Origin of the sequence: Actinoalloteichus hymeniacidonis (genome assembly GCF_014203365.1) — a bacterium.
Taxonomy (GTDB): domain Bacteria; phylum Actinomycetota; class Actinomycetes; order Mycobacteriales; family Pseudonocardiaceae; genus Actinoalloteichus_A; species Actinoalloteichus_A hymeniacidonis.
This window is the reverse complement of sequence record NZ_JACHIS010000001.1, coordinates 5119864-5132189: the sequence shown is the minus strand read 5'-3', so window position 1 is coordinate 5132189 and position 12326 is coordinate 5119864. Positions and strand designations below refer to the sequence as shown.

Below are 12326 nucleotides of genomic sequence, written 5' to 3'. Positions count from 1 at the left end.
TCCACATCTGCCTGAGCAGCGGCGGGGCTCCCGTGGGCATTTGATACAACTTGAGCCGTGTCCAACCAACAGCGGCCATCGCCGACGATCATCGACGTGGCACGGGCCGCCGGAGTCTCGAAATCGCTCGTCTCATTGGCGATTCGGGGCGACGCCGGGGTCGGATCGGCGACCAGGGAGCACATTCTCTCGGTGGCGCACGAGATCGGCTATCGATCGAACCTCTGGGCGCGCAGCCTGGTGCGCGGCCGAAGCCAGCTGGTCGGCGTGCTGCTCAACGATCTGCACAACACCTACCACACCGACATCGTGCACGGCATCGAAGACGCGGCCGCCGAACAGGGCCTCGGCGTGATCATCAGCCACGGCCGTCGCGAGGCGACGGTGCTGGCGCAACGGCTGGAGGACGTCCTCGCGCTCGGCGTCGACGGCATCGTGGTGATCTCGGCCCTGCTGGACCCGCAGTTACTCCGCGATGCGGCCCGCCGGAAACCGACCGTCGTCGTCGGACGTCCACCCGCACTACCCGACACCGTGGGCGGCGTCGCCAATCACGACGAACGCGGCGCCCGCCTCGCCGTGGAGCACCTGACCTCCCTCGGTCATCGCCGCATCGCGCATCTCACGCACTCCAACCGGGCGGCGGCCACCGCGCGAAAACAGTCCTATCTGGACCTGATGACCGCCCTCGGTTACGCCGAGGGCATCCAGGTTCTCGACTCCGAGGCGGGCGGTGAGACCGAACTGCTCGATTCGATCCTCGTCCGAAGGGCGGACGCACCCACCGCCGTCTTCGCCTCCAACGACCGTCGCGCCGCCTCGATCCTCGGTGGCGCCCTCGACGCAGGCCTACGGGTCCCCGAGGACCTCAGCATCGTCGGCTACGACAACACCGACCTCGCCGCCTCGGTGCGCCCCGGCCTCACCAGCGTCGACCAACCTCGACTCGCCATGGGGCGACTGGCGATGGACATCCTCACCGAGATGCTCGGCGGCGCCGACGCCCGCCACGAGGTCGTCGAACCGACACTGGTGGTCCGAGGCTCCACCGGGCGGGCGGCGGGCACGGTGAACTGATCGGTTCGTAGGCAACACGCGAAGAACGAGGCTGAACACCGACCTCGAACGCCCCGCGTCGATCACTCTAGGCCGCGAGTCATCGCGGCCCGCCGACTCAGGGCGTGAGGGTGTCGAGGATCGGGAACAGCTGCTGTTCCTCGTAGTCCAAGTGATTCTCGACCTCGCTGGTGAGCCGCTCCACGTCCGCGAGCAGCACGACGGGGTCGGGGTTCGCGGTCGAGACGACACGTTGGAGTTCCTCGAGCAGCAGCTTCACCGCCTGGTGCTCCTCGCGCAGCCGCCGGGTCGCGTCCGCCAGCTCGGGGTGGCTTCTGTCGACGGCGGGCAGCATTCCGGAGTCCTCCATCGTGTGGTGGTGGCCAAGGCCTGCGCACAAGGAGAGGCAGTTGATCCGCAACTGCGCACCCAACCGTGGCCCGGATGCGGCGATCTCCTTGCGGAGCAGGCGCAGCTCTCGGCGGAACGCGTCGTGAATGATCTTGAGACTTTCCGACCAGGTGTCGCCGTTCGGCCTCCCACCGAGCGGATTCAGCACGAGCACTGGAATCAGCGAAGCGGTCCGCGCCTGCTCGTCCGCCAGCCGGTGGTCGGCCTCGGCCGCGCGGTCGAAGGCCTCCTGACGTTCTTCGGCCTCCAGCGCGATCGTCTCCGCCGGGAAGGTGAAGGAACCGGTCTCGACCTCGACGTTCGGCTCGCTGACGATGTGCTGATACCAGGCAGGTGGTGATCCCGCGCTATCCGCCGAGGCGATGACCAACAGGCGCCCGAGGCCATCCTGGAGGTAGGCGACGGGTGTGGTGTGCTTCGCGCCTGCGGAATCGGTGCTGGTCAGTAAGAGGATGCGGGAGTCTGCGAACCGGCCGCCGAGGTTTCCTCGGTTGGCACGGAATTCCTCGACGAGGTTCTGATCGGAATGGATGGACACGCTCAAACAAATCTCCAGGTGCGGTGGTTCCGCGATCCGCCGGATTCGGCTGGATCATGCGGGAGAACAGCAGCGTTGACGCCACTTCTCGGAAAGGAGAACCGATACCTACACACCTGGAGAGGCGGGCCTCTGGCCCACCCGGCCGTCACGCGCCAGCCGGGTAACTTCCTCGATCGTGGCCCATGGCCGACCCGGCAGTCACGCGGGCAAGCTAGCACATCGTCTGGGCATCACGACACCGAGAAAGCTGTAGTCGTCGTTTCCCGTGGCTTCGGGGCACCTGCGGCGTATCGGCCCCTCACTCGCTGCCGACGGCGACGCCGAACTGCGGTTGCGCGGTCCGGATCGGCGGGTCGGCCTTCGCCACGCCACCATGATCGCCGGTCGACGTGCACCCCTAATTCCGTCGATCGACGCCGTTCGAACCCCACCCCTGACTTTCCCGGTGAGCCACCCCTAACCCGTTGACCTGCAATGCCCCCGCTCCTCACACTTCCGGGTGAAGGTCCACGCGGTGCCGTCGGGCATCCCCGAAGGTCGCGGGCGCGTGCCGACCGGCGACCTGTCGGCGCCGTGGTGGACGGTGCGAATCGCGGGCCCTGCGCCCGCGCGAGGAGGGGTCGGCGTGCACGACACATCGGATTCGGGTGACGCAGTCGGATGAAGGCGCGTGAGCTCGCTGTCGTGGGGGCCGTCGAGTTCAGCCCCGAGATCTTCCCCGACGACCGAGGGGAATTCCTCTCGTATTACCAGGAACCCGTCTTCGCCGAGACACTCGGCCACAAACTCTTCCCGACCGCGCAGGCCAGTCAGAGCCGGTCCAGGCGCGGGGTGCTGCGCGGCATCCACTTCAGCCGGACGCCACCGGGCACCGCCAAGTACGTCCACTGTGCTCGGGGCAGTGCCTTGGACATCGTGGTCGACCTGCGGATCGGCTCGCCGACCTTCGGCCAGTCCGACAGCACCATCCTGGACACCGTCTCGCATCGCGCCATGTACTTCCCGCCCGGCGTCGGCCATGCCTTCGTCGCGTTGGAGGACGACACGGTGATCTCCTACCTGCTGTCGGAGAACTACGTGCCCGCCAACGAACTCGCGATCACCCCGCACGACGCGGAGCTGGCACTGCGATTGCCCGCGGACCTAGAGCTGATCCAGTCCGATCGCGACCGCGCCGCCATGACGCTGGCGCAGGCCCGTACGCAGGGATTGCTTCCCGAGTATGCGACGTGTCTCAAGATCCAACAGGGCTTCCCGAACCCCTGACGGATCTGGCCGTCCCGTGCGTCCCGCCTCGCCTCAGCCCGTCGTGACCTCGCCGTCGAACCGCTGTGGAACCCGCTAAGGAGCCCTCATGTCCGCCCCTTCTCGTTCGTCGGCCAGACCGGACAGCGCGGAGTCCGCGAATTCCGGCGGCGTCCAGTTCGCCGACATCGACGCCTTCCACCGCTGGTATGCCGTGGTCGCCGACCGCACGCACATGTCCGTCGAGCGGCTCGCCTTGGACGAGTTGGACGGCTGGGCCTACGACGAGACCACCGGCCACATCCGGCACCGCAGCGGGAAGTTCTTCACCGTCGAGAGCCTGGATGTCCAGGTCACCAGCGGTCCGGTGCAGCGTTGGTCGCAGCCGATCATCAACCAACCCGAGGTCGGCATCCTGGGCATCCTGGTCAAGGAGTTCGACGGTGTGCTGCACTGCCTGATGCAGGCCAAACACGAGCCGGGCAATCACAACGGGCTGCAGTTGTCCCCGACCGTGCAGGCGACCAAGAGCAACTACACCCGTGTCCACGGCGGTCGGTCCGTGCCCTACCTCGACTACTTCCGCGACCCGGACGCGGCCGACGTCATCGCCGACACCCGCCAGTCCGAGCAGGGCGCCTGGTTCTACCGCAAGCGCAACCGCAACATGATCGTCGAGGTGACCGGCGAGGTAGAGCTGGTCGACGGCTTCTGCTGGTTGAGCCTGGATCAGCTCTACGAACTGCTCAGCGTCCCGGACCTGGTCAACATGGACGCCAGGACGGTGTTGGCCTGCCTGCCCTTCGAGGGTGGCCGCCCCGCGCTGCGGCGCAGCGCCGAGACCGAGCACCCGGAAGCTGAGAACGCCTTCGTGGCGGCCCTGCTGCGTTCCGAGCAGGCCGAATGCGGGGTGCATTCCACGCACGAGGTGCTGAGCTGGATCACCGACACCCGCATCCGCACCGACCTGCATGCCGAACGCGGCTCACTGGCGCAACTCCGTGACTGGCGCCGCGCCGACGGCCGGATCTCCCACGACAGCGGCCTGTTCTTCGACGTCATCGGCGTCGGGGTCGACGCGGGCGGCCGGGAGATCGCCAGCTGGACACAGCCGATGATCGAGCAGGTCGGCACGGGCGTGGTCGCGTTCCTGGTGAAACGCATCGACGGCGTGCTGCACGTGCTGATGCACGCGCGCACCGAACCGGGATACACCGATGTCACCGAACTGGCGCCCACGGTTCAGTGCGTGCCGCAGAACTACGACCTCCTACCCGCCGAGGCCCGGCCGCCCTTCCTCGACGAGGTGCTGGCGGCCGAGGCGGATCGGATTCGTTTCGACACGATCCTCTCCGAGGAAGGCGGGCGCTTCTTCGGCGCCCGCAATCGCTACCTCGTGGTGGAGACCGACCTGGATCTGGCGCAGGAACATCGGGATCATCGCTGGCTGACGGTCTGCCAACTGGCGGAACTGATGCGGCACAGCTTCTATCTCAATGTGCAGGCCCGCAGCCTGGTGGTCTGTCTGCGCAGCCTGGCTACAACGTCGACAGCACCTCGCGAAGCTCGCTGATCACCTTCTCCTGCACCTCCGGCGGCAGCGAGGGATACATGGGCAGCGAGAAGATCTCCTCGGCGAGCTCCTCGGTGACCGGCAGCGAACCGGGCTGGTAGCCGAGGTGCGCGAAGCCGGTCATGGTGTGCACCGGCCACGGGTAGCTGATGTTGAGGTGGATGTCGCGTTCCTTGAGCCGCGCGATGATCTCGTCGCGGCGTGGGTGCCGGACCACGTAGACGTAGTAGACGTGCTCGTTGCCCTCGGCGACCTTGGGCAACATCAGATCGGTGTCGGCGAGACCGGCCGCATAGCGGTCGGCGACGGCCCGCCTGCCCGCCACGTAGTCGTCGAGCTTGGGCAGCTTGCGCCGCAGGATCTCGGCGTGCACCTCGTCGAGCCTGCTGTTGCTGCCCGGCGTCTCGACGACGTAGTACACCTTCTCCATGCCGTAGTAGCGAGCCCGGCGCAGGTTCTGGTTCACCGTGTCGTCCGAGGTGATGGTGGCCCCGCCGTCGCCATAGGCGCCCAGCACCTTGGTGGGATAGAAGGAGAACGCGGCGGCCTTGCCCATCGTCCCGGCGATCTTGCCGTGGTGCCGGGCGCCGTGGGACTGCGCGCAGTCCTCCAGGATCACCAGGTTGTGCTCGGCGGCCAACTGCTCCAGCGGGGCCATGTCGACGCACTGCCCGTAGAGGTGCACGGGCAACAAACACTTGGTGCGGGGAGTGATGGCCGCCCGGACCTGCTCGACGTCCATCAGATAGTCGTCGCGCCGGATGTCGACGAACACCGGGACCGCGCCCACCGCGTCGATCGCGACCACCGTCGGCGCCGCGGTGTTGGACACGGTGATGACCTCGTCGCCGGGCCCGACCCCTAGCGCCTGGAGTCCGAGACGCACCGCGTTGGTCCCGTTGTCCAGGCTCACGCAGTGTTCGACACCGTGATAGGCGGCGAACTCCGACTCGAAGCCCTGCACGCTGGCGCCGAGAACGAGTTGTCCGGACGAGAACACCGTCTCGACGGCATCGAGGATCTCGGCGCGCTCGTTCTCGTATTCTGGCAGATAATCCCATACCCGAGTCGGCATGATAACCCCTTCCGTTATTCGCTGGGGAACATAAGCGGCTACGGAAAAGGCGAGCAACCCCTAGTCGATAAAGGTGGGTGACAAACCCCAGATCTTGTCGGTCGCGACGACGACACGGTGGACCGCATGTCTTCTCGCTGGTCGAAGCGGCTGTCACCGCCGGTTTCCCGGGTGACGATCGACCGGTACCGCGCCGCGCGGATGCCCGTCAGGCACGCGGCGGCGAGTCGAGGCCATCGATGTTCGAGATCCATTGCGGCATTGTTTTCCCGGCGTTCGCCGAAACGATCTAGGGGTTTCCACGGTCGGAGGACGTCATTTAGCGTGACGCTCGTCGACTTCGGCGTGGCTTTTCCTTCGGTGTACAGCGCTTTGGCGCGGCACCCTATCGCCCGATCCGCCGATGTTCGACCCGACACCGCGGACGGGATTGGCGACCGTGCTGCGCGTCGGAGCAGGACGCACCCGAGAACGGAGTGAACCAGATGGGGCAGCACTTCCTGTTCATGAGCCACCCGGATCACGGCCACGTGCTTCCGAATCTCGCGGTGGTGACCGCACTGGTGGATAGAGGCCACCGGGTCACCTATCTGACCGGCGAGACGATGGTGGACCTCGTGACCGAGGCCGGGGCGACCCCGCTGGTCTACGACTCCCGATATCGGCAGGCCAACTTCACCGACGTCGCCTACGACCCGCTGTATCTGATGACACTGTTGCTGAGCGAGAGCGCGTCGATGCTGGCCAAGGCGGAGGAACAGCTCGGCGACGACCGGCCGGACGCGGTCTCCTACGACATCTCGATGCTCTACGCGGGCCGCATCCTGTCCCGGAAATGGGACATCCCCGCCGTGCAGCTCATCCCGATGTTCGCCTCCAACGGCAACTACTCCTACATCAACTCGATCTACAACTCCGACGGCGCCGAGAAGTCGATGCCCGACTGGGTAGGCGAGCAGCTGGCCAGGATCGGCGAACTCATGGCCGTGCACGGCATCGAGGGCTCGCCGCAGGAACTGTGGTGGGAGGTACCCGACTTCAGCGTGGTCAACATCCCGCAGTCCTTCCAGATCGAGGGCGACACCTTCGACGAGCGCTTCGCCTTCGTCGGCCCCTGCCTGGGCCGCCGCGCCTTCTTCGGCGAGTGGAGCCCGCCGGACAACGGCCTGCCGATCGTGCTGATCTCCTTCGGCGCGGTCTTCAACGAGCACTCCGACTTCTTCCACGAGTGTGTGCGCGCCTTCACCGGGATGCCCTGGCACGCGGTGATCACCGTGGCGGGCGGCATGGATCCCGCCGACCTCGGGCCACTGCCCCCCAACGTCGAGGTGCACCGCTTCGTCCCGCATGTGGCGGTGCTCGAACACGCACAGATCGCGGTCACCCACGGCGGCATGGGCACGGTGATGGAGGCCCTGCACACGGGCACGCCGATGGTGGTCGTCCCCACCTCCTCGATCGACGGCGTCACCGCTGATCGGCTGGCCGAGCTGAACCTCGGCCGCACCATGAAGCCGGAAGAGGTCACCGCACAACGCCTGATCGACGCCGTGCTCGCCGTCGCCGCCGACGAGACGATCAAGCGCAGCACCGAGGAGATGCGCGAGCAGATCAAGGCGGCGGGCGGCGCAACCCGCGCGGCCGACGAGATCGAGAAGTACCTGGCACGGACGGTCTGATGACGGTCGGGATCGAGTTCCGCATCATGGGCCCGCTCACCGTCCTGCGCGACGGGGTGGCGCTCAAATTCGATGGTGCGCGCGAACGGGCCGTGCTCTCCATGCTGGTGTTGGAGGCCAACCGGATCGTCAGCGTGGGCAGGCTCATCGACGCCGTCTGGGCGGGTGCCCCGCCCAAGAGCGCCCGCGCCCAGATCGCCACCTGCGTGTCCCGGCTGCGGCGTGCCCTGGGCCAGGCGGCAGGCCAGTCCGGCGCGGACGAGGTGATCAGCACCTCGAACCCCGGCTACACGCTGAACGCCGATCCCGACACCATCGACTGGTCTCGATTCCGCAGCCTGGTCGCCGATTCCCGCCGGGAAGCGGCCCTCGGCAACCGACAGCAGGCGGTCACCGTCCTGCGCGAGGCCCTGACCCAGCGCCGGGGCGTCGCCTTCGAGGGTGTGCACGGAATGCGCTGCGAGGCGGCGGGCGTGGAGGAGGCCCATCTGGACGCGGTCGAGGCCTGTGTCGAGATGGAACTGGAGTTGGGCGCGCATCAGAAGGTGATCGCCGAACTGACTCCCGTGGTCGCGGAGCATCCGTTGCGAGAACGTGCCCGCGTGCAGCTGATGCTCGCCCAATATCGGGCGGGTCGACGGGCCGAGGCCCTGCGCACCTATCACGACGCGCGGCGACAGCTGATCGACCAGATCGGCCTGGAACCCGGCCCGGAACTGCGCCAACTCCACGAACGCATCCTGCGGGACGCCGCCGATCTGACGCCGACGCCGGTGATGCCCGCGCAGCAGCCGGAACAGCAGTTCGTCATTCCCTCCCAGTTGCCGCCGTTGGCGCTGCCCTTCGCGGGGCGGGCCCAAGAGGAGCGGGAACTCGATGCGGCCCTGGAAAACCAGGGGGCGACGGCGCCACCGGTGATCCTGGCCGGTCCGGCGGGGGTCGGCAAGACGGCGTTGGCGCTGCGTTGGGCCCATCGCAGGCAGGATCTCTTCCCCGATGGCCAGCTCTTCGCCGATCTCGGCGACGGTAGGTCGGGAACGCGGGTGCGTCCGGATGTGGTGTTGGACCGCTTCCTCCGCGCGCTCGGCTTGCCGGATCGGGCCATCCCGGCCGACCTCGTCGAGAAGACGGCCCTGTTCCGCTCGATGACCGCCCATCGCAGGCTGTTGGTGGTGTTGGACGGTGCCAGCGACGCCGAACAGGTCTTGCCGCTGCTGCCGGGCGGAATCCACTGTCGCGTGATCATCACCAGCTGCGATCCGCTGGACGAACTGGTGGCCCGCCAGGGCGCGGTACGCAGTTTCGTCGGCCCGCTGCGCCCGGAGGAATCCCAGGAACTACTGGTGGCTCTGGTCGGCCTGCCCATGGTCGCGGCCGAACCCGACGCGGCCGGTCGGCTGGCGTTGAGCTCCCGAGGTTTCCCGATGGCCCTGCGCATGGCGGCGGCCCGACTGTCCTCGCGTCCGCCGAGATCCCTGGCAGACCTGGCCCCGTCGCTGCCCCTGCACTGCGAGGAACTGGAGGACCTGCAATTGGACCTCGCTGGTAGGCGGGCGCGGCCGAGCTTCGCCTAGTGGCCTTGTCCTAGGACACCAGCCTGCTGTCGAACCCTGCGGCAACGAGCTGGTCATATGCGGTGCGGACGGCCGCAGGGACGTCCTGCGGGACCATGAAGCCTAGTTCCGGGTAGTCGATGACCCGCTGCAGGTCGCCGACGAGCATGTCGACGACGAGTTTGGCGTCGCCGATGGACAGCACATAGTCGGCGAACCCCAGCGGTTCTGACACGCAGACGATGTCGACCGCAGGCCAGACCCGTGCGCAGGTGGCGAAGGCGCGACGCTGCGCGTAGGGCTTGCAGATCAGCAGTACCCGGCGCGGCCGGATGTCCTGCGCGGCGAGCAAGGCCCGCGACAGCGTGATGTTCTCGCCCGTGTTCGCCGCCTGCTGTTCGATGAGGATGGCCGTTGCGGGCATCCCCAGCTCGATCGCGTGCTCGCGATAGTGGACCGCTTCGCCGCGCGGAAAGCGCTGCCGGGTGGTGCGACTGTTGCCGCCGCTGAACACGACGAGCGGGAACCACCCGGCCGCATACAGCTCCACGGTGACCGTGGCGACGCCCAAATCGTGGCTGCCCAACGCGATGGCCGCATCGCAGGTTCGAAGTTCATGGCCTAGTTGGTGGTAATCCCAGATCAGCTCCGCCGCACGCCACTGCTGGGCGGTAATCTCCTCGATGGCACCTGCGGGCTCGCGATCACGCGACGACATTGAGCTCCTCTATGGAGATACCTGATCGGCCATGCGACGGTCTGCACGCTTGGCGGTACCGTTCGGCCGCATCATCGTTGGCACCCGGCTGGGCCATGGCCTTCAGCTTAGGAGGGCAAGCGTCGTAAGACACGCCGTCTCAGTCCGAAGTGTATTCCGGGCGTGTTGATCACCGACTGATAACCTCACGGCGAGCAAGAACGCAATACCCCTGGAAAAACAGGGTGGCAGCGGGCCTCCGGGCCCGCTGAGGATCGCAACACCGACGAGGTCTTGGCTACGCCGTTGGCGGCACGGTGGCAGCGGGCCTCCGGGCCCGCTGAGGATCGCAACTGTTCGCGCGTCCGCACCTGCACCCGCACCCGCGCCAGTGGCAGCGGGCCTCCGGGCCCGCTGAGGATCGCAACTTCCTCGACCGAGGTCACGCCCGGTTGGGTCATGAGCGTGGCAGCGGGCCTCCGGGCCCGCTGAGGATCGCAACTGTTCGCGCGTCCGCACCTGCACCCGCACCCGCGCCAGTGGCAGCGGGCCTCCGGGCCCGCTGAGGATCGCAACTTCCTCGACCGAGGTCACGCCCGGTTGGGTCATGAGCGTGGCAGCGGGCCTCCGGGCCCGCTGAGGATCGCAACTCCCTCTCGTTGGTGATCGGCGGGTCGGGTGGTGGGTGTGGCAGCGGGCCTCCGGGCCCGCTGAGGATCGCAACCGCTACCGGGGTGTCGTGCGGCGCCTCTAGGGCGTGTGGCAGCGGGCCTCCGGGCCCGCTGAGGATCGCAACGACCCTGTCTGGTCGATCACCTCGGCGGACGGAAGGTGGCAGTGGGCCTCCGGGCCCGCTGAGGATCGCAACCTCGTCGCGACCGCGTTCGCCGGAGTCGCGATGCTCGTGGCAGCGGGCCTCCGGGCCCGTCGAGGATCGCAACCGAAGGATTACGGTGTTGTGCCTTGCCAGTCGTCGGTGTGGGAACGCACTGCCAAGCCAGCGATGATCTCGTCCGTGATCGCGTTCCCGCGCCTTGCGAGGTCCGGACGCCGCTCGTGAAGCGGAATCGGCTTACCGGGATCCTCGCCGCGTGCCCATGCTGCCCAACGTCGACAGCAGTAAGCCATGCTGTCGGTCCAGTTTTCCAGGAAGTGTTGGCGTGCCGGGTCCGCAACTAGCTCGTCGGTTCGCTGTTGAAGATCCCACTCGAAGTAGTCGGCCCATTCGGTTAGCGCGTCGGCAATCTGTTCATTCGGCAAGGTTGTGGAAGCGTTGGCGCAATGCCAGTCCAAGAAGGGATTGGTGATCTTTGCGATTCGAGGCTTGGCGAGAAGGTAGCGCCTGATGGTGGGCCACCGGCCGGATGCTTGCTCCATGCTTACGGTCGGCTTCATTGGCGCTGGTTGTGAAGTGCGAAGGGACAAGGCTCGACTATTCACCGGTTGTGCTCCAGTGGCTTGGGTAGGCGGCGACGATCTCGACGGGCGACCTGTCTAAGCAAGGTCATGTCTGGACTATGCGGAACGTAAGGCTGAATGCCAAGTCAAGTCAAGTTTCAGGCTAAGCAGAACCGAAATGTGTCTAAGCCGGTAGGCTCTTGGTCATGCAGCCACTCGACCCGGGTGATCCCCGCAGTCCCTACATCAAGATCGCGGCCAGCATCCGCGCGGCGATCCTCTCCGGCGAGCTTGAGCCGGAGGCGCAATTGCCGACCGGAGACGAGCTGGCACACTTTTATGGCGTTACCCGGGCGACCGTCAGTTCGGCGACCCGCATCCTGCGTGATGAGGGGTTTCTGACAAGCAAACCAGGCGGCGGCGTGTATGTGACTGGGCAGGCGAGCCTGCCGGTTGCACCAGGTGAAACACACCCGCTGGTCGGTCTCGCTGCTTATCTTCACGAGGCGGGCCATCTCAAGAACCTGCCGCGTTCCGGCTGGGCGCTGTTGGGCGTCCGACAGGCGGAGAGTGTGGCCGAGCACTCCTATCGGGTCGGCATCATCGGGATGGCGTTGGCCGTGATGGAAGGCGCTGACCCGGGCCGGACCGCAGCCCTGTGTCTCATGCACGACGTGCACGAAACTCGGATCGGCGATGTGCCCTCGGTTGGGCGAGCGTATGTCACTACTGCCGTCCCGCAGGCTGTGTCGGCGCATCAGACGGCGGCGTTGCCGGACGAGATCGCGTCGGTGTATCAAGCCATGACCGCCGAATATGAGGACACCGAGACCTTGGAATCCAAGGTCGCGCATGACGCCGACAAGATCGAGACCTTGTTGCAGGCGCGGGAGTACGCGACACAGGGCTACGCCACCGAGCCTTGGCAAGACAGCTCGATCCAAGCCCTACGGACGGACTCGGCCAAGCAGCTTGCGCAGGCGATCATCACATCCGATCCGCGCGACTGGTGGCGCAATTTCGCCTCTAGTTACCAGGAACTGCGCGCGACCACTCGCGCTCGTCAAGGGCTCAAGCCGTGATCCTGTGGGATACGAA

General features: G+C 66.8%; 10 protein-coding genes and 1 CRISPR repeat array. Of the genes, 6 read left to right on the top strand and 4 right to left on the bottom strand.

Annotated elements, in window-relative coordinates:
• Positions 1-57: 57 nt before the first annotated feature.
• On the top strand, positions 58-1077 hold the full coding sequence (locus tag BKA25_RS21610) for a LacI family DNA-binding transcriptional regulator (RefSeq protein WP_216637797.1): 1020 nt from the start codon (positions 58-60) through the stop codon (positions 1075-1077).
• Between the two features lie 97 nt (positions 1078-1174).
• Here the strand turns inward: BKA25_RS21610 and BKA25_RS21605 are convergent, their stop codons facing one another.
• Positions 1175-2005, bottom strand: a complete 831-nt coding sequence (locus BKA25_RS21605; protein WP_069847097.1) for a nitroreductase/quinone reductase family protein — start codon at positions 2003-2005, stop codon at positions 1175-1177.
• Positions 2006-2668: 663 nt separating this feature from the next.
• Between BKA25_RS21605 and BKA25_RS21600 the strand changes: the two genes are divergently transcribed.
• Positions 2669-3274 (top strand): dTDP-4-dehydrorhamnose 3,5-epimerase family protein, encoded by a 606-nt coding sequence (locus BKA25_RS21600; RefSeq protein WP_069847099.1) that lies wholly within the window; start codon positions 2669-2671, stop codon positions 3272-3274.
• Positions 3275-3362: 88 nt separating this feature from the next.
• Positions 3363-4826 carry an NDP-hexose 2,3-dehydratase family protein gene (locus tag BKA25_RS21595; protein ID WP_069847100.1) on the top strand — a complete coding sequence of 488 codons (1464 nt, stop codon included), beginning with the start codon at positions 3363-3365 and terminating at the stop codon, positions 4824-4826.
• On the opposite strand, the gene BKA25_RS21590 is transcribed toward BKA25_RS21595, so the two are convergent.
• On the bottom strand, positions 4792-5901 hold the full coding sequence (locus BKA25_RS21590) for a DegT/DnrJ/EryC1/StrS family aminotransferase (protein ID WP_069847102.1): 1110 nt from the start codon (positions 5899-5901) through the stop codon (positions 4792-4794). The two genes, BKA25_RS21595 and BKA25_RS21590, sit on opposite strands and share 35 nt — an antisense overlap.
• Before the next feature lie 485 nt (positions 5902-6386).
• On the opposite strand from BKA25_RS21590, the gene BKA25_RS21585 reads away from it, so the two are divergent.
• Positions 6387-7580, top strand: coding sequence for a macrolide family glycosyltransferase (locus BKA25_RS21585; protein ID WP_069853319.1), 1194 nt, complete (start codon positions 6387-6389; stop codon positions 7578-7580).
• Positions 7580-9154, top strand: a complete 1575-nt coding sequence (locus tag BKA25_RS21580; protein WP_069847104.1) for an AfsR/SARP family transcriptional regulator — start codon at positions 7580-7582, stop codon at positions 9152-9154. Before BKA25_RS21585 ends, BKA25_RS21580 begins: the two co-directional genes overlap by 1 nt.
• A 10-nt stretch (positions 9155-9164) precedes the next feature.
• On the opposite strand, the gene BKA25_RS21575 is transcribed toward BKA25_RS21580, so the two are convergent.
• Complete coding sequence (locus BKA25_RS21575) at positions 9165-9851, bottom strand: YdcF family protein (protein WP_069847106.1); 687 nt, start codon at positions 9849-9851, stop codon at positions 9165-9167.
• Positions 9852-10075: 224 nt separating this feature from the next.
• Positions 10076-10772: direct repeats of the CRISPR family, unit length 38 nt; unit sequence GTGGCAGCGGGCCTCCGGGCCCGCTGAGGATCGCAACT.
• A 6-nt stretch (positions 10773-10778) separates the two neighbouring features.
• On the bottom strand, positions 10779-11225 hold the full coding sequence (locus tag BKA25_RS21570) for a hypothetical protein (protein WP_157420964.1): 447 nt from the start codon (positions 11223-11225) through the stop codon (positions 10779-10781).
• Positions 11226-11434: 209 nt separating this feature from the next.
• Here BKA25_RS21570 and BKA25_RS21565 point away from each other — a divergent pair, with 209 nt between their 5' ends.
• Positions 11435-12310, top strand: a complete 876-nt coding sequence (locus BKA25_RS21565; RefSeq protein WP_084642589.1) for an HD domain-containing protein — start codon at positions 11435-11437, stop codon at positions 12308-12310.
• Positions 12311-12326: the final 16 nt, after the last annotated feature.